This window comes from Streptomyces sp. NPDC085481 (assembly GCF_044541845.1).
Lineage (GTDB): Bacteria > Actinomycetota > Actinomycetes > Streptomycetales > Streptomycetaceae > Streptomyces.
This window is the reverse complement of the sequence record NZ_JBITTJ010000001.1, coordinates 805419-830311: the sequence shown is the minus strand read 5'-3', so window position 1 is coordinate 830311 and position 24893 is coordinate 805419. Positions and strand designations below refer to the sequence as shown.

24 protein-coding genes are annotated in these 24893 nt (G+C 72.7%); 19 read left to right on the top strand and 5 right to left on the bottom strand.

All coding sequences use genetic code 11. The features are described from left to right. The first annotated feature begins 90 nt into the window (after nt 1-90). From ACIGEZ_RS03865 to ACIGEZ_RS03845, 5 genes are all read left to right on the top strand, one after another. The gene (locus ACIGEZ_RS03865) at nt 91-1170 is read left to right on the top strand and encodes a nitronate monooxygenase (RefSeq protein ID WP_399825265.1); all 1080 of its coding nucleotides are present in this window, start codon (nt 91-93) and stop codon (nt 1168-1170) included. Further along, the gene (locus tag ACIGEZ_RS03860; RefSeq protein WP_399825262.1) at nt 1167-1913 is read left to right on the top strand and encodes a 16S rRNA (uracil(1498)-N(3))-methyltransferase; all 747 of its coding nucleotides are present in this window, start codon (nt 1167-1169) and stop codon (nt 1911-1913) included. The genes ACIGEZ_RS03865 and ACIGEZ_RS03860 overlap by 4 nt, the downstream gene beginning before the upstream one ends. Before the next feature lie 155 nt (nt 1914-2068). After that, entirely contained in the window at nt 2069-2428 is a 360-nt protein-coding gene (locus ACIGEZ_RS03855; RefSeq protein WP_399825260.1) for a histidine triad nucleotide-binding protein, read from the top strand. Nucleotides 2429-2442: 14 nt separating this feature from the next. Next, entirely contained in the window at nt 2443-3345 is a 903-nt protein-coding gene (locus ACIGEZ_RS03850; protein ID WP_399825257.1) for a ribonuclease Z, read from the top strand. A gap of 14 nt (nt 3346-3359) precedes the next feature. Next, entirely contained in the window at nt 3360-4364 is a 1005-nt protein-coding gene (locus ACIGEZ_RS03845; protein WP_399825254.1) for an adenosine deaminase, read from the top strand. A gap of 66 nt (nt 4365-4430) precedes the next feature. On the opposite strand, the gene ACIGEZ_RS03840 is transcribed toward ACIGEZ_RS03845, so the two are convergent. Further along, nucleotides 4431-5747 (bottom strand): MFS transporter, encoded by a 1317-nt coding sequence (locus tag ACIGEZ_RS03840; RefSeq protein WP_399825252.1) that lies wholly within the window; start codon nt 5745-5747, stop codon nt 4431-4433. Nucleotides 5748-5984: 237 nt separating this feature from the next. On the opposite strand from ACIGEZ_RS03840, the gene ACIGEZ_RS03835 reads away from it, so the two are divergent. The 5 genes from ACIGEZ_RS03835 to ACIGEZ_RS03815 all read left to right on the top strand — a co-directional run bounded on the left by ACIGEZ_RS03835 (nt 5985) and on the right by ACIGEZ_RS03815 (nt 10509). After that, nucleotides 5985-7118 carry a carbohydrate kinase family protein gene (locus ACIGEZ_RS03835; protein ID WP_399825249.1) on the top strand — a complete coding sequence of 378 codons (1134 nt, stop codon included), beginning with the start codon at nt 5985-5987 and terminating at the stop codon, nt 7116-7118. Between the two features lie 131 nt (nt 7119-7249). Further along, complete coding sequence (locus tag ACIGEZ_RS03830) at nt 7250-8320, top strand: PhoH family protein (RefSeq protein WP_399825247.1); 1071 nt, start codon at nt 7250-7252, stop codon at nt 8318-8320. Between the two features lie 12 nt (nt 8321-8332). Beyond that, nucleotides 8333-8830 (top strand): rRNA maturation RNase YbeY, encoded by a 498-nt coding sequence (gene ybeY, locus ACIGEZ_RS03825; protein ID WP_399825244.1) that lies wholly within the window; start codon nt 8333-8335, stop codon nt 8828-8830. A gap of 21 nt (nt 8831-8851) precedes the next feature. Next, complete coding sequence (locus tag ACIGEZ_RS03820) at nt 8852-10156, top strand: hemolysin family protein (protein WP_399825241.1); 1305 nt, start codon at nt 8852-8854, stop codon at nt 10154-10156. Then, on the top strand, nt 10156-10509 hold the full coding sequence (locus ACIGEZ_RS03815; RefSeq protein WP_399825238.1) for an MmcQ/YjbR family DNA-binding protein: 354 nt from the start codon (nt 10156-10158) through the stop codon (nt 10507-10509). Before ACIGEZ_RS03820 ends, ACIGEZ_RS03815 begins: the two co-directional genes overlap by 1 nt. A 3-nt stretch (nt 10510-10512) precedes the next feature. Here the strand turns inward: ACIGEZ_RS03815 and ACIGEZ_RS03810 are convergent, their stop codons facing one another. Continuing rightward, entirely contained in the window at nt 10513-11925 is a 1413-nt protein-coding gene (locus ACIGEZ_RS03810; protein ID WP_399825237.1) for an MFS transporter, read from the bottom strand. A gap of 92 nt (nt 11926-12017) precedes the next feature. Here ACIGEZ_RS03810 and ACIGEZ_RS03805 point away from each other — a divergent pair, with 92 nt between their 5' ends. The 7 genes from ACIGEZ_RS03805 to era all read left to right on the top strand — a co-directional run bounded on the left by ACIGEZ_RS03805 (nt 12018) and on the right by era (nt 18694). Beyond that, nucleotides 12018-12905, top strand: coding sequence for a helix-turn-helix transcriptional regulator (locus tag ACIGEZ_RS03805; RefSeq protein WP_399825234.1), 888 nt, complete (start codon nt 12018-12020; stop codon nt 12903-12905). A 209-nt stretch (nt 12906-13114) separates the two neighbouring features. Beyond that, a complete protein-coding gene (locus tag ACIGEZ_RS03800; RefSeq protein ID WP_399825232.1) occupies nt 13115-13846 on the top strand; it encodes a hypothetical protein in 732 nt (243 codons plus the stop codon). A 26-nt stretch (nt 13847-13872) separates the two neighbouring features. Continuing rightward, nucleotides 13873-14235, top strand: a complete 363-nt coding sequence (locus ACIGEZ_RS03795) for a cytidine deaminase (protein WP_399825230.1) — start codon at nt 13873-13875, stop codon at nt 14233-14235. Between the two features lie 222 nt (nt 14236-14457). Then, nucleotides 14458-14937, top strand: coding sequence for a hypothetical protein (locus ACIGEZ_RS03790; RefSeq protein WP_399825227.1), 480 nt, complete (start codon nt 14458-14460; stop codon nt 14935-14937). Nucleotides 14938-15141: 204 nt separating this feature from the next. Further along, nucleotides 15142-16488 (top strand): beta-xylosidase, encoded by a 1347-nt coding sequence (locus tag ACIGEZ_RS03785; protein ID WP_399825225.1) that lies wholly within the window; start codon nt 15142-15144, stop codon nt 16486-16488. An 88-nt stretch (nt 16489-16576) separates the two neighbouring features. Next, on the top strand, nt 16577-17566 hold the full coding sequence (locus tag ACIGEZ_RS03780) for a WxL protein peptidoglycan domain-containing protein (RefSeq protein ID WP_399825222.1): 990 nt from the start codon (nt 16577-16579) through the stop codon (nt 17564-17566). A gap of 186 nt (nt 17567-17752) precedes the next feature. Next, the gene (era, locus tag ACIGEZ_RS03775; RefSeq protein ID WP_399825219.1) at nt 17753-18694 is read left to right on the top strand and encodes a GTPase Era; all 942 of its coding nucleotides are present in this window, start codon (nt 17753-17755) and stop codon (nt 18692-18694) included. Nucleotides 18695-18755: 61 nt separating this feature from the next. Here the strand turns inward: era and ACIGEZ_RS03770 are convergent, their stop codons facing one another. Both ACIGEZ_RS03770 and ACIGEZ_RS03765 read right to left on the bottom strand, forming a co-directional pair. Then, complete coding sequence (locus tag ACIGEZ_RS03770) at nt 18756-19022, bottom strand: protealysin inhibitor emfourin (RefSeq protein ID WP_399825216.1); 267 nt, start codon at nt 19020-19022, stop codon at nt 18756-18758. 12 nt (nt 19023-19034) lie between these two features. Beyond that, nucleotides 19035-20081, bottom strand: coding sequence for a M4 family metallopeptidase (locus ACIGEZ_RS03765; protein WP_399825213.1), 1047 nt, complete (start codon nt 20079-20081; stop codon nt 19035-19037). A gap of 330 nt (nt 20082-20411) precedes the next feature. Between ACIGEZ_RS03765 and leuA the strand changes: the two genes are divergently transcribed. Further along, on the top strand, nt 20412-22226 hold the full coding sequence (leuA, locus tag ACIGEZ_RS03760; protein ID WP_399825210.1) for a 2-isopropylmalate synthase: 1815 nt from the start codon (nt 20412-20414) through the stop codon (nt 22224-22226). A 325-nt stretch (nt 22227-22551) separates the two neighbouring features. Continuing rightward, nucleotides 22552-23247, top strand: coding sequence for a TerB family tellurite resistance protein (locus ACIGEZ_RS03755; RefSeq protein WP_399825207.1), 696 nt, complete (start codon nt 22552-22554; stop codon nt 23245-23247). Here the strand turns inward: ACIGEZ_RS03755 and ACIGEZ_RS03750 are convergent. Next, nucleotides 23222-24853, bottom strand: coding sequence for a LuxR family transcriptional regulator (locus tag ACIGEZ_RS03750; protein WP_399825204.1), 1632 nt, complete (start codon nt 24851-24853; stop codon nt 23222-23224). The two genes, ACIGEZ_RS03755 and ACIGEZ_RS03750, sit on opposite strands and share 26 nt — an antisense overlap. Between the last annotated feature and the right edge of the window lie 40 nt (nt 24854-24893).

The window sequence follows — 24893 nt, the reverse complement described above, 5'->3', positions numbered from 1 at the left end:
CGCAGCACGCGGGGCCGCCCTCTTCCGTGCGGATTCGGTGGGGCTCCGTGCGGATTCGGTGCGGCCGTGCGGTCATGGCACGATGCCTGCATGTCCACCGCACTGAACGATCTCTCTCGGCATCCGATCGTGCAGGCCCCCATGGCGGGTGGCGCCTCCTGTCCCGAGCTCGTCGGTGCCGTCTGCGAGGCGGGGGCCCTCGGGTTCCTGGCCGGCGGGTACAAGACCGCGGGCGGGCTCTACCAGGAGATCAAACAGGTCCGCGGACTCACCGGACAGCCCTTCGGGGTCAACCTCTTCATGCCGCAGAGCGGCCAGCCCACCGACTCCGCCGCCGTCGAGGTCTACCGTCACCAGCTGGCCGGCGAGGCCACCTGGTACGAGACGCAGCTCGGCGACCCCGACCAGGGCCGCGACGACGGGTACGAGGCCAAGCTGGCCATCCTCCTCGACGACCCGGTGCCGGTGGTCTCCTTCACCTTCGGCTGCCCCGACCGCGACACGCTGAACGCCTTCGCCCGGGCCGGTACGTTCACGATCGTCACGGTCACGTCCGTCGAGGAGGCCCGCGCCGCCGAGCGCGCCGGGGCGTCCGCCCTGTGCGTCCAGGGCACCGAGGCCGGCGGACACCAGGGCACCCACCGCGACGACCCGGCCGACGGGCCCTCCGCCGGAAGCGGCAGCGGGCTGCTCTCCCTGCTCACCGAGGTGAGCGAGAGCGTCCTGGTGCCGATCGTCGCCACCGGCGGCATCATGCGCGGCCGGCAGATCGCCGCCGTCCTCGCCGCGGGCGCCGACGCCGCCCAGCTCGGCACGGCCTTCCTCGTCTGCCCCGAGTCCGGCGCGCACCCGCTGCACAAGCGGGCCCTGACCGACCCCCTCTTCACCCGCACCGAGCTCACCCGGGCCTTCTCCGGGCGCCCGGCCCGCGGCCTGGTCAACCGGTTCATGCGCGAGCACGGGCCGTACGCCCCCGCCGCCTACCCCGAGATCCACCACCTCACCACCCCGCTGCGCAAGGCCGCCGCGACCGCCGGGGACCCGCAGGGCATGGCCCTGTGGGCCGGGCAGGGCCACCGGCTCGCCCGCGAACTCCCGGCCGGCCGGCTCGTCGAGGTCCTTGCCGCCGAACTCGACACCGCACTCGCGAGCATCAGGAGCGCCCCGTGACCGCACCCGTCTTCGTCGTCGACACCGTCCCCGCCACCACCGGCGGGTTCCTCCTCGACGGGCCCGAGGGCCGCCACGCCGTCTCCGTGAAGCGGCTGCGTGCCGGGGAGGACCTGGTGCTCACCGACGGGCAGGGCACCTGGGCCGAGTGCGTCGTGGCCGCCGCCGAGGGCAAGGACCAGCTGACCGTCGAGGTCACCGCCGTCCACGAGGAACCCGCGCCCGCGCCCCGCATCACCGTGGTCCAGGCCCTGCCCAAGGGCGACCGCGGCGAACTGGCCGTCGAGATCATGACGGAGACCGGCGTGGACGCGATCGTGCCGTGGGCCGCGTCCCGCTGCATCACGCAGTGGAAGGGCGAGCGCGGCCTCAAGGCCCTCGCCAAGTGGCGGGCGACCGCCCGCGAGGCCGGCAAGCAGTCCCGCCGCACCCGGTTCCCCGAGGTCTCCGACGCGATGACGACCAAGCAGGTCGCCGCGCTCCTCGCGGGCGCCGACCTGGCGGCCGTGCTGCACGAGGACCGCGACCACCCGAGCGGGGCGCTCGCCACCGCCGAGCTCCCCGAGAAGGGCGAGATCGTGCTGGTCGTGGGGCCCGAAGGGGGCGTGTCCCCGGAGGAGTTGGCGCTCTTCGAGGAGGCCGGAGCGAAGCCGTACCGCCTCGGGCACAGCGTGCTGCGCACCTCCACGGCGGGGACGGCGGCCGCGGCCCTCGTCCTCGGGCGTACGGGGCGCTGGTCGTAGGCGGCTCCCGGGCGCTGCGGGCGTGACTCCCCGGCGCGGGCCGTGGGCACCGGTCGAAGGCGCCGTTCGCGGCCGCCGGCCGCGGGCGGCTTGTCGGTGCGCCCCGATAGCATGCGCGTAGACGGATGATCGACTAGGGCGAGGAGGCCCGGGCCATGGCCGGAGAGCCGCAGAGCGACTGCCTGTTCTGCAAGATCGCGGAGGGGGAGGTCCCGGCGACGATCGTGCGCGAGACGGAGACGACCCTCGCGTTCCGCGACATCAACCCCCAGGCGCCCACGCACATCCTGGTCATCCCGCGCCTCCACTACCCGGACGCGGCCTCGCTCGCCGCCGCCGCGCCGACCGTCGCCGCGGACCTGCTGCGCGAGGCCGGCGAGGTCGCCGCGCAGGAGAAGGTCGACGGCAGCGGCTTCCGCATCGTCTTCAACACCGGTGCGGGCGCGGGCCAGACCGTCTTCCACGCCCACGCGCACGTCCTCGGCGGGCGCGGCCTCAACTGGCCCCCCGGATAGGGCCGGATCCCCCCGTGTCCGTACGCGAACTCGTCGTCCTCGGCACCGCAAGCCAGGTGCCGACCCGGCACCGCAACCACAACGGCTATCTGCTGCGCTGGGACGGGCAGGGCATCCTGTTCGACCCCGGCGAGGGCACCCAGCGGCAGATGCTCAGGGCCGGGGTCGCGGCGCACGACCTGAACCGGATCTGCGTCACGCACTTCCACGGCGACCACTCGCTGGGCCTGGCCGGGGTGATCCAGCGGATCAACCTCGACCAGGTCCCGCACCAGGTCACCGCGCACTACCCGGCGAGCGGGCAGAAGTTCTTCGAGCGGCTGCGGTACGCGACGGCCTACCGCGAGACCGTGCGCCTGACCGAGGCGCCGGTCGCCGACGACGGGCCGCTCGCGGTCACCGACGCGTTCACGCTCGACGCCCGCCTACTCTCCCACCCCGTCGAGTCCTACGGCTACCGGCTCACCGAGCCGGACGGCCGCCGCATCCTGCCCGGACGGCTCGCCGCGCACGGCATCAAGGGCCCCGACGTGGGCCGGATCCAGCGCGAGGGCGTGCTGGACGGCGTGACCCTCGACGAGGTGAGCGAGGTCCGGCGCGGGCAGCGTTTCGCCTTCGTGATGGACACCCGGCTGTGCGACGGGGTGTACGCGCTCGCCGAGGGCGCCGACATGCTCGTCATCGAGTCGACCTTCCTCGACGAGGACGTCCGGCTCGCCACCGATCACGGCCACCTGACGGCCGGCCAGGCGGCGGCGGTCGCGCGGGAGGCGGGCGTGCGGCACCTCGTGCTGACCCACTTCTCGCAGCGGTACGCCGATCCGGGAGAGTTCGAGCGGCAGGCGCGGGGGGCCGGGTTCGAGGGGGAGCTGAGCATTGCCCAGGACCTGATGAGGGTCCCCGTACCGAAGAGATAGCCCGAGACAGCCCTATGCCACTGCCCAAGGCCGAACTGCACCTCCACATCGAAGGCACGCTCGAACCCGAGCTGGCCTTCGCGCTCGCCGCGCGCAACGGCGTCACGCTGCCGTACGCGGACACGGAGGCCCTCCGCGAGGCGTACCGCTTCAGTGACCTGCAGTCCTTCCTCGACCTGTACTACGGCCTGATGGCCGTGCTGCGCACCGCCGAGGACTTCACCGAGCTGGCCGACGGCTATCTGGAGCGGGCCGCCGCCCAGGGGGTGCGGCACGCCGAGATCTTCTTCGACCCGCAGGCGCACATGGCGCGGGGCGTCGCGATCGGGACGGTGATCGAGGGCCTGGCGGCCGCCCTGGACCGGGCCGAGGAGCGGTACGGGGTCTCCACCCGGCTCATCATGTGCTTCCTGCGCGACGAGTCGGCCGAGTCCGCGCTCGCGACGCTCGACGCGGCGAAGCCGTATCTGGACCGGATCACCGGTGTCGGCCTCGACTCCGCGGAGGTCGGGCACCCGCCGGCGAAGTTCCGTGCCGTGTACGAGGAGGCCGCCCGGCTCGGCCTGCGCCGCGTCGCCCACGCGGGGGAGGAGGGCCCCGCCTCGTACATCCGCGAGGCCCTCGACGTCCTCGGCGTCGAGCGCATCGACCACGGCCTGCGCTGCCTGGAGGACCCGGACCTGGTGTCCCGACTGGTCCGGGACCGGGTCCCGCTCACCCTGTGCCCGCTCTCCAACGTCCGGCTGCGGGCGATCGACGTGCTCGAGGACCATCCGCTGCGGACGATGCTCGGCGTCGGGCTGATGGCGACGGTCAACTCCGATGATCCGGCGTACTTCGGCGGATACGTGGGGGACAACTTCGGGGCGGTGCGGGATGCGCTGGGGCTGGGGCCGGACGAACTGCGGACCCTTGCCCGGAACTCGTTCCTGGCGTCCTTCCTGGAGGACGACGAGGCGCGGCGGGAGCGGTATCTGGCGGAGGTGGAGGCGTACGAGTTCGGGGCGGGCGGGGCGTAGCGACCGCGGGGGCACCGGGGGCTCGTCCCCGGTGCCCATCGGCCAGGGGCTCGCCCCGGGCCCCCGTCAGCCCCGGTCCGACGGCCTGGCCAGCCCGAACGCCGCCTTCGCCGTCCGCCGCCCCGTCGGCACCGGGATCGGTGTGATCTCCTGCTCGGGCGCGCCCAGCTGAGGGAGCAGGGCCGTCGACGGCGCCGAGGTCGCGGCCAGGACGGCCGCCGGCGCGCCGCCGCGGCGGCGGATGGAGCCGGGGACCAGGGGGCGGCCCGCGGCATGGCGGGCCACCGCGGTCATCGGGACGGCCACGAGCAGGAGCAGGGCGCACAGCACCAGGCCCATGCCCCGGTAGCCCGTCGCCTCCGACAGGACGCTGCCCGTCACCGGGCCGCAGGCCACGCCCAGCGAGGACGCCGAGCCGACCAGGACCGCCCAGCGGCCTCGGGGGTCGAGGGAGGCGGCGAGGCCCAGGAGGTACGAGAGGACGACCGGGTACAGGGCGTTCCAGAGGATCTCGCCGGCCGCGAACGAGGCCGGGCCGCTCGCCGCCGAGCTGAGCAGCACACAGGCGGCGATGAGCGCCGTGCCGGCGCCGATCGGCACCGCCCGGCCCAGGCGTGAGCCCAGTGCCCCGGCCGCCGTGACGCCGGCCAGGCCCGCGCCCAGCGCCACCGCGAAGACCATGCCGAGGGTGACTTCGGAGAGGCCGGCCTGCGTCAGACCGATGCGGCCGCTCACGCCCCACAGCGCGTTCTGCGCCATCGACCAGCACAGGATGGACGCTGCCAGGACCGTTCCCGCCCGGCGGTACGGGACGGGGCCCGTCGGTCCCGTCTCGCGTACCGTCCGCGTGCCCTCCGGCAGCCACACCGTCACCGGGGCCACCAGCACCGCCGCACCCGCGATCGCCGCGAACGGCAGCGCATGGCCCCCGCCCAGGTGCGGCAGCGTCAGATACAGCGCGCCCGCCGCCGCCGAGACCGACAGCAGGCCGAGCGTCGAGGCCCGGTGCGGGTCGGGGCGGCCCGCGATGCCCGCCGCGGCCACCGCCGTCGCCGTACCGGAGCCGAAGCCGCCCAGGACCGCGCCCGCGACGACCAGGGGGACGAGGTGCGTCGAGGCGGCCGTTCCGTAGCCGACGGCCATGGCCGCGAGGCCCAGCCTCGCCGCTCGGCGCGGGCCGATCCGGTCCACCTGCGCGGCGAGGGTGAAGCCCGCGCCCGCCGAGCCGAGCAGCAGGATCGAGCCGACCAGTCCGGCTTGTGCGGGACTCAGGCCGAGGCCGGCGGAGAGTCTGCCGACGACCGTCGGCAGCAGGTACGGGGCGAGATAACCGGCCGTGAACAGGGAGACGAGGGCTCCCAGGGCACGCGGGCGCGACGGCATGGGCGTTCCAGGAACTGAACAGGGAAATGAGATGGCGCCCGGTGAGCCACGGGGTCGCGGCACCATGTGTATCAAGCATCCGAGTGGGCGCAGAAGGTGGTATCCCCCGATTCAGTCTGTGATCTGGGTCACTATGGGTTTGGGGGTTGGGGAGGGTGGGTACGAGAGGCCGGTCGCGTTGCGTCGGCCCCTGTCTCCTCGTCCTCTTCGGGCACACTGTCCGGACCAGCACCACGGGTGCCGATCCGCCGCACCACGACCGGGGAGCCTGCCGTGACCGAACGCGACAACGACATCGACCCGCTGGTGTGCCTGCGCGAGCCCACCGACCCCGAGTGCGACGTCTTCCTCACCGGCACGGTCTTCCTCGACATCATCTTCACCGGCCTCGACTGCGCCCCCGTCCGCGGCACCGAGTCCTGGGCCCGTGGCATGGGCTCCAGCCCCGGCGGCGTCGCCAACATGGCCACCGCGCTCGCCCGGCTCGGGCTTCGCACCTCGCTGGCCGCCGCGTTCGGCGACGACCACTACGGCGAGTACTGCTGGGACGCCCTGGAGCAGGGCGAGGGGATCGACCTCTCGCTGTCCCGGACCGTCCCCGGCTGGCACTCGCCCGTCACCGTCTCCATGGCGTACGAGGGCGAGCGCACCATGGTGTCCCACGGCCACGCCGCCCCGCCGCCCGAGCGCGCCCTGCCCGCCTTCCCGCCGCACGCCCGCGCCGCCGTCGCCTCCCTGGTGCCCGGCCGCGGCGAGGAGTGGGTGGCCACGGCCGCCCGCGGCGGCGCCAAGGTCTTCGCCGACGTCGGCTGGGACGACACCGGCCGCTGGGACCTGGCCGCTCTCGCCGACCTCGAGCACTGCGAGGCCTTCCTGCCCAACGCGCAGGAGGCGATGCGCTACACCCGCACCGACTGTCCGCGGGCCGCCGCCCGCGCCCTGGCCGACAAGGTGCGCTACGCGGTCGTCACCCTCGGTTCCGAGGGTGCGTACGCCGTGGACGGAGCCACCGGCGAGACCGCCGAGGTGCCCGCCATCCAGGTCTCCGCGCTCGACCCGACCGGCGCCGGGGACGTCTTCGTCGCCGGTTTCGTCACCGGCACCCTGGCCGGCTGGCCGCTCGCCGACCGGCTCGCCTTCGCCGGTCTCACGGCCGCGCTGTCCGTGCAGGAGTTCGGCGGTTCGCTCTCCGCGCCGACCTGGGGAGAGATCGCCGCCTGGTGGCAGCAGGTCCAGGGCCACGCGGGCCAGGATCCGGAGGCCCTGCGCAGCCGGTACGCCTTCCTGGAGCGGCTCCTCCCCGCCCCGGCTCGGCCCTGGCCGCTGCGGCGGGCGGTCCCCACCATCGGCTTCCGGGCGGCCGCCTCGTAGGGCGGCCCGGCGCCCACCCCCGTAAACCCCTTCGGCGTTGTCCGTACCGAGTCGTAGGCTTGGTACCCGAGAGGTTGTCGAGCAGCGAGAACCCTGCAACGGGAGGTATGTGCAGGCCACAGTGCCGGCCCATGACTCAGACACCCACAGCCCACAACGGAGCGCCCCTCGACGGGACGCCGGGACAGGCCAGCGCGCACTTCACCGTCCCCGCCAAGCACCCCATGGTGACCGTCCTCGGTTCCGGTGACGCGCTGCTGCGCGTGATCGAGAAGTCCTTCCCGCATGCGGACATCCATGTCCGGGGCAACCAGGTCACCGCGGTCGGCGATGCTGCGGAAGTCGCGCTGATCCAGCGCCTGTTCGACGAGATGATGCTGGTGCTCCGCACCGGTCAGCCGATGACGGAGGACGCAGTGGAACGCTCGATCGCCATGCTCAGGGCGAGCGAGAACGGTCAGGGGGAGGGCGGTCACGAGACCCCGGCAGAGGTGCTCACCCAGAACATCCTCTCCAGCCGCGGTCGCACGATCCGCCCCAAGACCCTCAATCAGAAGCGCTATGTCGACGCCATCGACAAGCACACGATCGTCTTCGGCATCGGCCCCGCCGGCACCGGAAAGACGTATCTGGCCATGGCCAAGGCGGTCCAGGCCCTGCAGTCCAAGCAGGTCACCCGGATCATCCTGACCCGGCCGGCCGTCGAGGCGGGCGAGCGGCTCGGCTTCCTGCCCGGCACGCTGTACGAGAAGATCGACCCGTATCTGCGGCCGCTCTACGACGCGCTGCACGACATGCTCGACCCCGACTCGATCCCCAAGCTGATGGCGAACGGGACGATCGAGGTCGCGCCGCTGGCGTACATGCGAGGCCGGACGCTCAACGACGCGTTCATCATCCTCGACGAGGCGCAGAACACGAACCCCGAGCAGATGAAGATGTTCCTCACCCGCCTCGGCTTCGACTCCAAGATCGTCATCACCGGTGACATCACCCAGGTCGACCTGCCCGGCGGTACGAAGAGCGGTCTGCGACAGGTCAGGGACATCCTGGACGGAGTCCCGGACGTGCACTTCTCGACGCTCACGTCGCAGGATGTCGTACGGCACAAGCTCGTCGGCCGTATCGTCGACGCGTACGAGCTGTACGACAACCGCAACGAGGGTCGCGGCGACAGCCGCAACGGCCGCAACGGGAAGTAGAAGCAACCGCACATGTCGATCGACGTCAACAACGAGTCCGGAACCGAGGTCGACGAGCAGGCGATCCTCGACATCGCCCGCTACGCGCTGGGTCGCATGCGGATCCACCCGCTCTCCGAGCTTTCGGTGATCGTCGTGGACGCCGGGGCGATGGAGCAGCTCCACATCCAGTGGATGGACCTGCCGGGCCCGACGGACGTCATGTCCTTCCCGATGGACGAGCTGCGCCCGCCCTCGAAGGACGACGAGGAGCCCCCGCAGGGGCTCCTCGGTGACATCGTGCTCTGCCCCGAGGTCGCCACCCAGCAGGGCAAGGACGCCCCGACGCAGCACTCCATGGACGAGGAGCTCCAGCTCCTCACCGTCCACGGAGTGCTGCACCTGCTGGGCTACGACCACGAGGAGCCGGACGAGAAGGCCGAGATGTTCGGCCTCCAGGCCGCCATCGTGGACGGCTGGCGTGCGGAGCAGGGCCTGACCGGCCCGTCCCCGGCGCCGACCGTCTCCTGACCCGGGCCGGTCGGTCCCGTCATGAACGCACAACTCATCCTGGGCGCGGTCGCGCTGGTCGTCGTCGCATGGCTGGCCGCCTGCGCCGAGGCCGGTATCGCCCGCGTCTCCAGCTTCCGCGCCGCCGAGGCCGTACGGTCGGGGCGGCGCGGTGCCGAGAAGCTGGCACAGGTCGCCTCCGACCCCACCCGCTATCTCAACGTGGCGCTGCTCGTCCGGGTCTCCTGCGAGATGGCGGCCGGCGTCGTCGTCACGTACGCCTGCCTGGAGGAGTTCGAGGAGACCTGGCAGGCGCTGCTCGTCGCCATCGCCGTGATGGTGCTCGTGTCGTACGTCGCCGTCGGCGTCTCCCCTCGCACCATCGGCCGCCAGCACCCGCTGAACACGGCGACCGCCGCCGCGTACGTGCTGCTGCCGCTGGCCCGGATCATGGGCCCGATCCCGCAGCTGCTCATCCTCATCGGCAACGCGCTCACGCCCGGCAAGGGCTTCCGCAAGGGCCCGTTCGCCTCCGAGGCCGAGCTGCGGGCGATGGTCGACCTCGCCGAGCAGGAGTCCCTGATCGAGGACGAGGAGCGCCGCATGGTGCACTCGGTCTTCGAGCTCGGCGACACCCTGGTGCGCGAGCTGATGGTGCCGCGCACCGACCTCGTCTGCATCGAGCGCTACAAGACCGTCCGCCAGGCACTCACGCTCGCGCTGCGCTCCGGTTTCTCGCGCATCCCGGTGACCGGGGAGAACGAGGACGACGTCGTCGGCATCGTGTATCTGAAGGACCTGGTCCGCAAGACGCACATCAACCGGGAGGCCGAGGCGGACCTGGTGTCCACGGCCATGCGCCCGGCCGCCTTCGTCCCCGACACCAAGAACGCCGGCGACCTGCTGCGCGAGATGCAGCAGGAGCGCAACCACGTCGCCGTCGTCATCGACGAGTACGGCGGCACGGCCGGGATCGTCACCATCGAGGACATCCTGGAGGAGATCGTCGGCGAGATCACCGACGAGTACGACCGGGAGCTGCCGCCCGTCGAGGAGCTCGGCGAGGACCGCTACCGGGTCACCGCCCGCCTCGACATCGGCGACCTCGGCGAGCTCTACGGTTTCGGTCCGGACGAGTACGACGACGAGGACGTGGAGACGGTCGGCGGACTGCTCGCCAAGGCCCTCGGCCGGGTGCCGATCGCCGGCGCCAACGCCGTCGTGCGGCTGCCCGACGGGCGCACCCTGCGGCTCACCGCGGAGTCACCGGCCGGCCGCCGGAACAAGATCGTGACCGTGCTCGTCGAACCGGTCGTGACGGCCGGAGCGGAGGGGGACCGCGAGTGATGACGCCCGACCGGCTGCGTGCCTTCTGCCTGGACTTCAACGACGCGACGGAGGAGTTCCCGTTCACCCCGGAGACCTCGGTCTTCAAGGTCGCCGGGAAGATGTTCGCGCTGGCGGCGCTCGACTCCGAGCCGCTGCGGATCAACCTCAAGTGCGATCCGGACGACGCCGTACGGCTCCGCGAGGAGTACCCGGCGATCGCGCCCGGCTACCACATGAACAAGCGGCACTGGAACACCGTGACCGTGGGCGAGCTCCCGGACCGGATGGTCCGGGAGCTGATCGAGGACTCGTACGACCTGGTGGTCGCCGGCCTGCCGAAGGCGGTACGGCTCCGCCTCGACCGCCCGTAACGCTCAGGCACGCTTGCGCAGTCCGAAGGCGACCAGGACCGCCGTCGCGAGCACGATCGCCGTGTCCAGGACGAGGACCGTGCGGACGCCGCCGTACAGGCTGTCACCCGTGGTGGCGAGCACACCGAGCAGCGGGATGCCGATCGTGAGGCCGACCTGCTGGGTCGTGGTCACCAGACCGGTCGCCAGGCCCTGCTCCTCGTCCGGGACGCCCGAGGTGACGGTCACGCCGTACGAGATGATCGCGCCGAGGTGGCACATGGAGGCCAGCGAGACGGCGACCGTCGCCAGGATCGCGCCCGACCCCTCACCGATGCCCAGGAGCGCGCCGGTGAGCAGGCCCTGGCCGGCCAGCGAGAGGACCAGGGTGCGGCGGGCGCCGAACCGGCCGATCACCTTCGGGGCGAGGGAGCCGGCGAAGACCGACATCACACCCTGCGCACCGAAGACCAGACCCGTGGCGAAGCTGGAAAGGCCCAGCGTCTCCTGCAGGTACAGGGTCAGCGCGAAGATGACCGTCGACATCATCGCGAAGGTGACGATCCCGCCCAGGTTGCCGAAGGCGACCGTCCGTCGCTTCAGCATCGGCAGCGACACCAGCGGGGACGCGCTGCGGGACTCCACGACCACGAAGGCCACCAGGAGCGCCACGCCGGCGACCAGGGTGACCTGGACGTCCGCGCCGCCGAAGCCGCGCTCGGCCGCCGTCGACAGGGCGTAGATCAGCGAGAGCAGGCCGCCGGTGACGGTCACCGCGCCCGGCACGTCGAGCCGGGGCCGCTCCGGGGTGCGCGACTCGGGCAGCAGGCTCGGTGCGAGCGGCAGCACGATCGCGCTGAACAGCGCGAGCAGGCCCATGGTGGAGCGCCAGCCCAGGGTGTCGGTCATGACGCCGCCGAGGACCATGCCGATGGTGAAGCCGAGCGACAGCAGGGTGCCGGAGATGCCGAGCGCCCGGTCGCGCTGCGGGCCCTCCGGGAAGGTGGTGGTCAGCAGCGACATGCCGGTCGGCACGATCGCGGCCGCACCCATGCCCTGGAGGGCGCGCCCGGCGAGGAAGGAGGCCGGGTTCCAGGCGAAGGTGGCGAGCAGCGAGGCCGCGCCGAACAGCGCGAGGCCCACGATGAACAGCTTCTTGCGCCCGTACAGGTCGCCGATCCGGCCCGAGAGCAGCAGGAAGCCGCCGGACGGCAGGGCGAAGGCGGTGACCGCCCACTGGAGGCCGGAGTTGCCGAGGCCGAGGTCGGCGCCGAGTGCGGGCAGCGCCACGTTCAGGACGGAGAAGTCGAGCGCCACCATGAACTGGGCGGCGCACAGCACGACGAGGATGAGCCGGGCCCGGCCGGTGAGCGCCGGGGAGGCGGCCTCGGCCGGGGGAGTCGTCTGGGGAGTCGGGGGAGAGGTGACGGTTGCCATGCCCACGACTCTCGTGGCACGGGAACAACCGTGGGGAGCGGGAACTTATCCTGTTGGTCCAACCACCAGGCATCCAGGGGGAGGAAGCGCACGTGGCCACGGCATTGGAGACCACCACCGCCAAGACGCACCGACTGGCCGAACTCCGCGAGTTCCTGATGAGCCGTCGGGCCAGGGTGAGCCCGGGCGAGGCCGGTCTGCCGGACGGCGGCGCACGCCGCCGCACGCCGGGGCTGCGCCGTGAGGAGGTCGCCGTCCTCGCCGGGGTCGGCGTGTCCTGGTACCAGTGGCTCGAACAGGGCCGCGACATCACCGTCTCCCCGCAGGTGATCGACTCCGTGGCGCGGGTCCTGCGGCTCAGTCCGGCCGAGCGGCGCCACCTCTACGCGCTCGCGGGCCTCAACCCGCCCGCGCCGGAGCTGGCCCCGGAGGACCGGGACATGTGCGACGGGCTGCGGCGGCTGATCGACGCGTGGATGCCGTTCCCCGCGCACATCATGGACGTGTACTGGAACACGGTCCTGTACAACGACGCGGCGGCGATCGTGCTGGGCATGCGCCCCGACATCGCGCAGAACTGCCTCATCGCCTTCTTCACCGATCCGCTCTACCGCTCGCGGATGGGCAGCTGGGAGCAGCTCGCGCCGAAGGTCGTCGCGCAGTTCCGGGCCGCCTGCTCCGAGGGCCCGGAGGACGAGGGCTTCCGCAGCGTGGTCGAGGAGGCCAAGGAGGCGAGCGAGGAGTTCGCCGAGCTGTGGGAGAGGCGGGACATCCTGCCGGGCGGCCAGAACCGCAAGGAGATGGAGCACCCGCTGGTCGGCACGCTGGTCGTCGAGGCGACCCAGCTCAGGGTCCCGGCCCGGCCCGACCTGGTGATCGTGCTGCACACCCCGCTCCAGGAGGCCGACACGGCGGCGAAGCTGGAGTGGCTGGTCTCCCCGGAGGGGCGGCGCGGGGCGATGTATCCGGTGGCGGGCTGAGCGTGCGGCCCACGGGGCCGTAGCCCGCGGGTCGTGGCCCACGCGGGTCGTGGTCCACGAGGTCGCCCAGGGGGCAGCCGGGCGGTCCTCGCGAGGGGTGTCGTTCACCGGCGCGTTCACCGGCCCGTATATCCTCCGGCCGTCCGGTCGCCGCACCGTCGCGACCGGCGCGATCCGCTCGACTCCACCATCTCAAGAGGCACTTCACCATGCGCACTCGCATACGCCACGGCCTGGCCGCCGCCCTCGCCGTCTCCGCGCTCTCGCTGACCGCCGCGTGCGGTGGCGGCGCGAAGGACACGCCCGGGGACGGCGCCACGAAGCCGGCCGACAAGCCGGCCGCCGGGCAGACCACCTCCGCCGCCCCGGCGCCCGCCGCACCGCTGACGGACGCCCAGATGAAGGCGGCCGTGCTGGAGCTGAAGGACCTGCCCTCGGGCTGGAAGGCCAGCAAGAACCCGTCGTCGGACTTCAGCATGAAGGCCGACAAGGCCGAGTGCGAGCCGCTCGCGGCCGCGGCGGGGTCCACGGTCGCCGGTGCCACCAAGGGCCCGACCGTCGACTTCGCGCTCGGCAACAACGCGTCCGAGCTCAGCGAGGGGGTGCTGGCCTTCTCCGGCACCGGCGCCGCGGACTTCATGAAGCAGGTCGCCACCTCCCTGGGCAGCTGCACCGCGTTCACCGCCGACACCAGCGGCACCAAGATGAAGATCACGGTCGAGAAGCTCACCGCCCCGCAGACGGCCGAGGAGGCGCTCGCCTTCAAGCTGAAGCTGAACGTCGCGCAGGGCATCACCGTCGAGCCGACGCTCCTGATCGCCCGCCAGGGCACGGGGGTGGTCCGGCTCCTGCACCTCGCGGACACCCCGGCGGCCAAGAAGGACTTCGCCACGTTCGCCGGGCTCGCCGGTGACAAGCTGGCCAAGGCCGCTCAGGGCTGAGCGGCCGCCCGGCCTATCCTCGGATCATGACACTCAACCGCGAGCACGACGACCTCGGCGCAGAGGACCTCAAGATCATCACGCTGGCGCGCAGCGCCCGCGCCCGCAACGGGGTGCCGGAGGGTGCGGCGGTACGCGACGAGACCGGGCGGACCTATGTCGCCGGGACCGTGGAGCTGGAGTCGCTCAAGCTGAGCGCGCTGCAGACCGCGGTCGCCATGGCCGTGGCCAGCGGCGCCCAGTCGCTGGAGGCCGCGGCCGTCGTCTCCACCGCGGAGGCGGCCTCCGACGCGGACCGCGCGGCGGTACGGGACCTGGGCGGGCCGGCGACCCCGGTGCTGCTCGCCGGCCCCGACGGGAAGCTGCGGGCAGCGGTCACGGCGGGCTGAATCCCCGCCATCGAGTCGAGGGGGCCCGGCGCGGGCGAGGAAGCGCCGGGCCCTCGGTCGTGTCCTGCGGATCGGCCGGACACGCCCTGGCCGCATGGCCCTTGTGCTCTTGTGAAGAATGCGCATCAATAGCAGCGGCCCCGTCCGACGGGCCGTCAGAAACGCGCCATTCACGCAGTGTCCGCACCCCTGCGTCTCCATCGAAAGGGGTACGACCTCGCCATGAGAAGCAGCAGCAGCTTAGGGACCGTCGCGGTGCTCGCAGGGGCGCTCGCCGCCGCCGGTCTCGCCTTCGCGCCGAGTGCCGCCGCCGTGTCACCGGGCACCGCCACGGCGACGTACGACTGCGGGACGTGGGGCGGTGGAGGCGCCACCCTGACCGCCACACAGAGCGGCACCGCCGCGACCATCACCCTCACCTCCGCCGTGAAGACGCCGATCGCGGTCGGCGCCGACCAGATCAACGCCACCCTGACCCTGGCCAAGGCGGGTGGTGGCACCCGGGTGTTCAGCGGCAAGAAGAACCCGGCGCTCGCCGCGAACCAGTCGGTCACCATCGGCCCGCTGAGTGGGACCGTCGCCTCCGGCGACAGCCTCAACTCGTACTTCGCGGGCACCGCTCTCAAGATGGTGATCTTCGGTGTCACGGTGAACTGCGACGCGCTCACCTCGCAGTCGCCCGGCCCCTTCGTGTTCAGCTGAGCTCCTCCCGCACGGTCGACCGGTGCCGCCGAGGCGGTACCGGTCGTTGCTGTGCTCGGGCGTCTCTGACCTGCGCAAACATCCCACCGGGTGCTGATCTTGACATTATCTGATGGGTCATCAGACGGTGCATTTCGATTCCATTGACTTCTCTCGGCCCGCAGCTGTCAATGGCGCCCTCTCATCCCTCAGGAGGGGGCCCACATGGCACTCGCACAAAGTCGCGCGGCGGCCCGAAGACGGCGTCGCTGGACCGCCGCCCTCGGCGCCACCGCGCTCGCGCTCACCGCAGGCGGGGCGCTCGCCGCCCCGGCCGGCGCGGTCACCACGGCCTCCCAGGCCGTGGAGTTCCCCACCCACTGCGTGCCGCCGCCGATCGCCGGCATCCCGCCCATCGACGGCACCACCACCGCCGAGATCACGGTCGACAACACCGCGCCCAAGGTCGGCGACACGGTCAAGGTCACCTACACGGTCACCAAGCCCGCCGCCTCCAACCCGGTGGACCTCGCCCTCCCGGCCGACATCATGACGCCGAGCGGCAAGGTCACCCTCGGCGGCGCCCAGCCCGGCGCCGTCACCGTCACCGGCCTGAAGAAGAACCCGCCCGTGCCCGGCAAGGGCGCCTTCCCGGCGTTCTCGATGACCGGCACCTTCACGGTCACCTCACCCGGCGCGATCACCCTCTCGCCCGGCGACTACAACATCCACACCAGCTACATCATGGAGCTGGACACGCCCTGCACCGTCACCAACCCGCCCGCACCCGTCTCCGAGACGATCACGGCGACCGCACAGCCCGGCGCCAACGAGCGCGCGCTCCAGCTCGACAACGCCTCCGGCGCGCCCGGCGTACGCGTCACCGTCAGCGGCACCAAGTTCACCCCGCTCACCGAGGTCACCGTCGTCGGCCGGGCCGGAGCGGCGGAGACCGCCGACCGGATGACCGTCACGACCGACAGCGAGGGCGGCTTCGCCGCTCGCCTGAAGGTCAACGACAAGGCGACCACCGGGATCGTGGCGTACGAGGGCGCGGCCTGGGACCCCGACAAGGGCGCGGGCCCCGTCGCGTACCAGGTCATCGACGACACCCCGACACCGCCGAACAGCCAGAAGATCACGGCCGCGGTCACCCCCGGCCAGCTGTCGATGACCCAGGCCGGCGACGCCGTCCAGCTCACGGCCGTCGACTTCGGGCAGGGCGGGGCGGCCACCGGAGCCCTGCAGACGGTGACGGTCAAGGACTTCCGCGGCGGCCCCGCGGGCTGGTCCCTGACCGGCAAGGTCACCGACTTCACCGGACCCGGCGGTGCCATCGGCGCCGGGAAGCTCAGCTGGACCCCTGCCTGCGTCACCAAGGCCGGCAGCCCCAGCACCTGCGTCCCCGGCACGGCGGGATCCGTCGGCAGCGGCGGCGCGACCCTCGCCTCCACGCCCAACGGCACGCTCACCGGCGGCGAGTTCACCGTCGACGCGGGGCTCTCCCTCGACGTCCCGGCGTTCACGGCGCCCGGCAGTTACGCGGGCGTGCTCACGCTGACCCTTTCCTGACCGGCACGTCCCGCAGCACCTGACCGCTCCGGCGGGCCGGCCGCGCACCCGGCCGGCCCGCCGCTCCACACCCTGGGGGTCCGCACCCGTGCGCAAGCCGTACGTTCTCCTCCTGAGCGTCCTGGGTCTCCTCGGCGCCGCCCTCGTCCTCCTGGGCCCGGCGCCCGCCGCCTCCGCCGCCGAGAACGGCGAGTGGGCCGTGTACCCGGCCGCCTCCCGGCTCGGCAGCCGCCCGTACTTCTACCTCTCGGCCGACCCCGGCACCACGATCACCGACCGGGTCACCGTCGCCAACAAGACCGCCGCCCCGCTCACCTTCCTCCTCTACGGCGCCGACGCGTACAACACCGACCGCGACGGCGGCTTCGCCGTCCGCACCCGCCAGGAGAAGCAGACCGGGGCCGGTGCCTGGATCAGGCCGGAGCGGGACAAGGTCACCGTCCCGCCGCGCTCCGCCGTGACCGTCCCGTACACCCTCACCGTCCCCGCCGACGCCGATCCCGGCGACCACCCCGGGGCCGTCGTCGCCCTCGACGAGCGGGTCGCGCGGGGCGCCGCCGGCTCGGTCGCGCTCGGGGTGCAGCGCGCCGTCGGCGCGCGGGTCTATCTGCGGGTCGGCGGCCCCACCGTCCCCGCCCTCGCCGTCGAGGACGTCACCCTCGACCAGGACCGGCCGCTCGTCCCCGGCACCCGCACGAGCAGCGCCGTCGTCTCGTACACGCTGCACAACCGCGGAAACGTCACCCTCAACCCCAAGGTCGCCCTCAAGGCCCAGGGCCTCTTCGGCCGCACCCTGCTCGCCCGCGACCTGGACCGGCTGCCCGCCGAGCTGCTGCCCCGGCAGAAGATCCGGCTCACCGAACGGTGGACGGGCTCGCCGCAGCTCGACTGGGGCGAGGTGACCCTGACGGCCAGCGCGAAGGACGTCCGCGAGTCCGGGCAGGTCTCCTTCCTCGCGCTGCCCTGGCTGCCGGCCGCGGTCCTGGTGACCGGGGGAATCGCGGGTCTCGTCGGCGTGCGCACACGGCGCCGCCGGGAGGCCGCGCGGGCGCCGGCCGAGGGCGGGCAGAGGGCCTGAGCGGGCACGGTCAGAGCGCCCAGAGCGGGCGGGGCCGGCGCGCCGGAGTGGGCCGGGACACGGCGCGTGAGCGGGCAAGGCCGGAGCGCCCGAGCGGGCACGGTCGGGGCCCGGAGCGCGCCCTGACCGCGCCCCGAGAGCGCACGGAGTACGTACGGGGGGCGCTCATCGGGGACAATGGCCCCCATGAGCGCTCGCACCCAAGAAACCGAAGCCGTCCACCGGGCCGGCTTCGCCTGCTTCGTCGGCCGCCCCAACGCGGGCAAGTCCACCCTCACGAACGCTCTGGTCGGCCAGAAGGTGGCCATCACCTCCAACCGGCCGCAGACCACCCGGCACACCGTCCGCGGCATCGTGCACCGCCCCGACGCCCAGCTGATCCTGGTCGACACCCCGGGCCTCCACAAGCCGCGCACCCTGCTCGGCGAGCGCCTCAACGACGTCGTGCGCACGACCTGGGCCGAGGTCGACGTGATCGGCTTCTGCCTGCCGGCCAACGAGAAGCTCGGCCCCGGCGACCGCTTCATCGCCAAGGAGCTCGCCGAGATCCGCAAGACCCCCAAGGTCGCGATCATCACCAAGACCGACCTGGTCGACTCCAAGACCCTCGCCGAACAGCTCATCGCCATCGACCAGCTCGGCAAGGAGCTGGGCTTCGAGTGGCAGGAGATCGTCCCGGTCTCGGCCGTCGGCGACAAGCAGGTCCAGCTCGTCGCCGACCTGCTGATCCCGCTGCTCCCGGAGTCGCCGCCGCTCTACCCCGAGGGCGACCTCACCGACGAGCCCGAGATGGTCATGGTCGCCGAGCTCATCCGAGAGGCCGCGCTCGAAGGCGTACGGGACGAGCTGCCGCACTCCATCGCGGTGGTCGTCGAGGAGATGATCCCGCGCGAGAACCGCCCCGCGGACCGGCCGCTGCTCGACATCCACGCCAACGTCTACATCGAGCGCCCCAGCCAGAAGGGCATCATCATCGGCCCCAAGGGCTCGCGCCTGAAGGAGGTCGGCGTCAAGTCCCGCAAGCACATCGAGGCCCTCCTCGGGACCCCGGTCTTCCTGGACCTCCACGTGAAGGTGGCGAAGGACTGGCAGCGCGACCCGAAGCAGCTGCGGAAGCTGGGCTTCTAGCCGAGCGGGCCCGCACCACCGCCCAGGGACGGTGTGGGACTGCCCAGCAGGCCCACACCCCCTACGCGCCTTCCTTCAGCACCCGCGACACCAGTGCCCGCTGCGCCTCCGTGAGGTGCGGGTCGCCGCAGCGGACCGTACGGCCGTCGACGGTGATCTCGTAACTGAAGCCGTCCGGCACGCCCCGGTCGCCGTCGTCGTCGCCGTCCGCGAGGACCGCGACCGCCAGGGTGTGCCAGTCGCCCGCGTCCGGGCGGTCCGCGGTGTCCACCTCCGCCGACCGCTCGATGCCCGCGAAACCGCCCGTGCGCCGCACTCGAATCCGCATGGGCCCAGCCTCTCACTCGGTGGGCACGCCCACCGAGTCCCAGGCCTTCAGGACCGCCCGGATCTCCTCGCCGTCGCCGTAGCGGGCCTTCGCCGCCTCCGTCGTCGCGCGGGCGAACTCCGCGAAGCGGGTCTCGGGCGTGAGCGTGCCGCCCGTCATCACGTCGTACCAGATCTGCCCGGCCCGCTCCCACGCGTTGCCGCCGAGCTCCGTCGCCGCCAGGTAGAAGGCGTGGTTCGGGATGCCGGAGTTGATGTGGACGCCGCCGTTGTCCCGGCCCGTGCGGACGTAGTCGTCCATGTGGCCGGGCTGCGGGTCCTTGCCGAGGACGTCGTCGTCGTACGCCGTGCCCGGGGCCTTCATCGAGCGCAGCGCGGCGCCCTGGACGTTCGGGTGGAACAGGCCCTCGCCGATCAGCCAGTCGGCCTGCTCGGCGGAGTGACCGAGCGCGTACTGCTTCACCAGGGAGCCGAAGACGTCGGAGACGGACTCGTTCAGGGCGCCGGACTGGCTGAAGTACTCGAGGTTGGCCGTGTACTGGGTGAAGCCGTGCGTCAGCTCGTGTCCGATCACGTCCAGCGGGAGGGTGAAGTCGAGGAAGATCTCGTCGTCCCCGTCACCGAACACCATCTGCTCGCCGTTCCAGAACGCGTTGCCGTAATCCTCGTCGTAGTGGACCGAGGCGAGCAGCGGCAGGCCCGAGCCGTCGATCGAGTCGCGACCGAAGGCGTTCAGGAAGAGCTCGAAGGTGGCGCCGAGACCCGTGTACGCGCGGTTGACGGTCGCGTCGCCGGACGGCTCCTCCCCCTCGGCACGGACCTGCACACCGGGCAGGTCGGTGCGGCGCTGCGCGTCGTACAGGGTGCGCCGCGGCTTGGCGGTCCCGCCCGGCTCGGCCGGCGCGACGGCCACGGCGGTCTGGGGCAGGACGCGCGCGGTGCGGGCCCCGGCGTCGGCGATCAGCGTGCGGCGGGCGGCCGCGGCGATCGCCGGGTTCCCGGAGTTCGCCAGGTGCTCCAGGAGGTGGGGCGGCACGATCGTGCAGAAGTGGGGAGTCATACCGGCAATGTGGCACTGCGTGATGCCGGTGTCACGAGGTGAGACCATGATTGGCGAAATGGAGTGATGGGTCACCTTTCGGCCTTGACGTGGAGGCTGTCCCGCATACTGAAACGGGACGTCCGCCTCCGCCGGGCCTGGGCTATGGTGACGCACATCATGCGTTTCGGGCTGCTTCTCCTTAGCTGCCGCGGCGAGGGCCTGTAGTCGTAGGCCGACCCCCTCCCCGCGGGTTTCGGTGTTGCGTTCGACAGTCGGCCTCCCCCGAGCTCTCGGCTTCGCTCGAGCAGGGGGGACCCCACTCCCGCAGGACCCGAGGAGCCCTACGCAATGTCTCAGCAGCAGTCGCCCCAGCAGTCGTCCGCGTCGTCGTCCGAGCGCCGGTCGCAGTCGCCCTTCGTCGACCGTCCGACGCCCGTCACCAACGCGACGCACACCCAGAAGCCGTCCGGGATGCCCGTCCACAAGTACGGGCAGTACGAGGCCGTCGACATCCCCGACCGCACCTGGCCCGACCGCCGCATCACCAAGGCCCCCCGCTGGCTCTCCACGGACCTGCGCGACGGCAACCAGGCCCTGATCGACCCGATGAGCCCGGCCCGCAAGCGCGAGATGTTCGACCTGCTGGTACGCCTGGGCTACAAGGAGATCGAGGTCGGCTTCCCGTCCTCCGGCGAGACCGACTTCGCGTTCGTCCGCTCCATCATCGAAGAGGGCGCGATCCCGGACGACGTCACCATCTCCGTACTGACCCAGGCCCGCGAGGACCTGATCGAGCGGACCGTGGAGTCCCTGGTCGGCGCCAAGCGCGCCACCGTCCACCTGTACAACGCCACCGCGCCCACCTTCCGCCGGGTCGTCTTCCGCGGCTCGAAGGAGGACATCAAGCAGATCGCGGTGGACGGCACCCGTCTGGTGATGGAGTACGCCGAGAAGCTGCTGGGCCCGGAGACGACCTTCGGCTACCAGTACAGCCCGGAGATCTTCACCGACACCGAGCTGGACTTCGCCCTGGAGGTCTGCGAGGCCGTCTGTGACGTCTGGCAGCCCGGCCCCGGCCGCGAGATCATCCTCAACCTGCCCGCCACCGTGGAGCGTTCGACGCCCTCCACCCACGCGGACCGCTTCGAGTGGATGTCCCGCAACCTGACCCGCCGCGAGCACATCTGCATCTCCGTGCACCCGCACAACGACCGCGGTACGGCCGTCGCGGCGGCCGAGCTGGCCGTCATGGCCGGCGCCGACCGCATCGAGGGCTGCCTGTTCGGCCAGGGCGAGCGCACCGGCAACGTCGACCTGGTGACCCTGGGCATGAACCTGTTCAGCCAGGGCATCGACCCGCAGATCGACTTCTCGCAGATCGACGAGATCCGCCGGACCTCCGAGTACTGCAACCAGATGGAGGTCCACCCCCGTCACCCGTACGCGGGCGACCTGGTCTACACCGCCTTCTCCGGCTCCCACCAGGACGCCATCAAGAAGGGCTTCGACGCGATGGAGGCCGACGCGGCGGCTCGCGGGGTCACCGTCGACGACATCGAGTGGGCCGTGCCGTACCTGCCGATCGACCCGAAGGACGTCGGCCGCTCGTACGAGGCCGTCATCCGGGTCAACTCGCAGTCCGGCAAGGGCGGCATCGCGTACGTCCTGAAGAACGACCACAAGCTGGACCTGCCCCGCCGGATGCAGATCGAGTTCTCGAAGATCATCCAGGCGAAGACCGACGCCGAGGGCGGCGAGGTCACCCCGACGCAGATCTGGTCCGTCTTCCAGGACGAGTACCTGCCCAACCCGGGCAACGCCTGGGGCCGCATCCAGCTGCGCTCCGGCCAGTCCACCTCCGACACCGACGGCACCGACACCCTGAAGGTCGAGGCGGTCGTCGACGGTGTCGACACGGTCCTGACCGGCTCCGGCAACGGCCCGATCTCCGCCTTCTTCGCCGCGCTGCAGGCCGTCGGCGTGGACGCCCGCCTGCTGGACTACCAGGAGCACACGATGAGCGAGGGTGCCTCCGCGCAGGCCGCCTCGTACATCGAGTGCGCCATCGACGGCCAGGTCCTGTGGGGCATCGGCATCGACGCCAACACCACCCGCGCCTCCCTGAAGGCGGTCGTCTCGGCGGTCAACCGCTCCGCCCGCTGACGCCCGCCGGCCCCCGGGGCCGCCAGGGGCGCCAGGGGCCACCCCGGAGGGTGATCTCGCCGCCATCGGTCCGGCCCCCGGGCCCGGTCCGACGGCGGCCACCGGAGCCGTCGCCCTGAGGGGCGGCGGCTCCCTGGCCTTCACGAAGGCATCCGGACGGGCCTCCCGGCCATCCTCTACACCCGCCGGAACGGCGCCCGATCGGTCCGGCGGGTCTCGGCCATCTCCCGGGCGTTCTGCTGACGAGGTGCTGACGCCACATCATCGATGTGGCTAACATCACGCCAACGCCGGCAGTGTTGCCGGGACGTGAAGGAGGTGCGGCGTGCGGTCAGCGCGGAAGTCACGGGACCGGAACAGGGTTCTCTGCGGGATTCGCACCTCCTGGAACACGATCGGCGACGGCGAGTTCTTCTGCGAGGAGTGCGGCGGTGACCGCAACTACCGCCGTCGCACCGGCCGCCGCAGGTTCGCCCTGCTGGGCGTGCCGCTGCTGCCGCGGGGATACGCGGGACCGGTCGTCGAGTGCGCCGCCTGCCACACCCACTTCGGTACGGACGTGCTGACCCACCCGACGACCAGCCGGTTCTCCGGCATGCTGCGGGACGCGGTGCACACCGTCGCCCTCGCCGTACTCGCCGCCGGCGGCACCACCTCACGGGCCGCGGTCGACACCGCCGTCACCGGGGTTCGGGCGGCCGGCTTCGCGGACTGCACCGCGCTGCAGCTCGTCGACCTGGTCGACGCGCTCGCCGCCGACACCGGCCGCTTCCTGCCGGACGTCAGCAGCGGGGGAGCGGCGCTCGCCATCGAACTCCACGAGGCCCTCGAACCGCTCTCCCCCCACCTCTCCGCGGCCGGCCGCGAATCGATCCTGCTCCAGGGCGCCCGCATCGCCCTCGCCGACGGGCCCTACAGCCCGGCGGAGCGGGAGGTGCTGGGAACGGTGGGCAACGCGCTGGCGCTGCGGGCGGACGACACGGCGCGGCTGCTGGCTACGGCGCGGAAGTCGACGCTCTAGACACCCCCAGGGGGCGGGGCGTGGCGCGGTGGGCGTCGGGAGTGGCGCCGAGCCGTTCGAAGACCGTGCGGGCGGCGGCCAGTTCTCGCCGGGCCGCGTCGGTGTCGCCCGCCGCGCGGGCGGCTGCCGCGAGCAGCATCCGCGCCCGCGCCGCCTCGTACGGGATCCGCAGCTCCAGCCAGAGCGCGAGCGCGCGTCGTAGCACCCCCTGAGCCTCCTCGCCCCTGGCGAGGGCCAGCGCCCCGCGGGCCGTGGCGGCCATGGCGGCGAGCAGGGGCACGTCCTGGGCGGGCGCCAGCCGCTCCAGTTCCGCGACCGCCTCGGCCGCCGCGCCCGTCTCGCCGATCGCGAGGGTCACCTCGGTGAGCGCGGCGAGCAGCCGGGCGCGGCCCAGGAGGTCGTGCCGGGGGTCGGTCTGGCAGTCCAGCGCCAGGCGCAGCCCCGCCGGAGCGGTGTCGGCGCGGCCCTGGGCGAGACGGAGCAGGGCGAGGCCGGGCTGGGGGACCCGGCCGAGCTCATGGGCGCGGGCGTACGAGCGGGCCGCCGCGTCCACGCGCCCTTGCCGGCGCTGGATCTCGCCGACCGCGTACTCGGCCGCGGCGGCGACGTCCAGGCAGTCGGCCATCACCTCACGGCGTACGAGTCGCGCCTCGTCCTCGGCCCGGGGCCAGTCACCGAGGAGGTCGAGCACCTCGACGTGGTGGAGGCGGCAGGGGGCGCGGAAGGGGTTGTCGGTGAGGGGGAGGGGGGTGGCGGTGTCGGTGGCGGTGGCGGTGGGGTCTGTGGGGGTGGCGGCTGTGGGGGTGGTCGGTGTGGTGGGGGTGCGTGTGGGGGTGGCGGAGGTGGTGGGGGCGCGTGTGGGGGTGGCGGAGGTGGTCGGCGTGGTGGCGGCCCGTTGGGGCCGGGGGGCGGTGCACCAGGCCATGGCCGCGTCCGTCCACTCCACCGCGCGGGCGAAGTCCGCGGCGCCCATGCACTGGGTGAGGGCCAGGCAGAGGAGCCTGCCCGTGGAGAGACCGCTCAGCTCGCCGGCGGTCGCCGCGCGCATCGCGTCGTCGAGCAGGGCGAGCCCTTCGGCGCGACGCCCCTCGGCCAGGAGGACCGACGCCTCGGCCTGGTGGCTCAGGGCGACGAGGCCGGCATCGCGGGACCGGACGGCGAGGCGGGTCATGCGGCGGGCTGCGGCCAGCGCCGCGGCCGGGTCGTGGTGCTCCTGGGCCTCCGCCGTGTCGGCCATGGCGAGGAGGGACTGCTCGGGGCAGTCGGGCCGGCCCTCCAGATGGTGCCGGGCCCGGTGCAGCCAGCCCGCGGCGGCCGCGGGTCGGCCGAGGCGGCGGTATTCGTACGAGAGCCACCAGGCGGTGGCACCGGCGCCCCGCCAGTCGCCCGCAGCCACGTGGGCGGCATGGGCCCGCAGCCGCGCCGCGACCGACTCGTCGACGTGGCCGGACCACCAGGCGGCGTCGGCGAGCGTGTCCAGGTCCCCGGGGGCGAGGGGCTCGGTGGGATGCCGGTCGGCCTCGTGCAGGAGGGCGTACGCACCGGCCCAGTCCTCACGGGCAGCCGCGTCCCTGGCCTGCTCGACGACGGCGACGACGACGGCCATGGCGGCTCACTTCCCTAGCCCCCTCGCCGGCCTCCCGGCC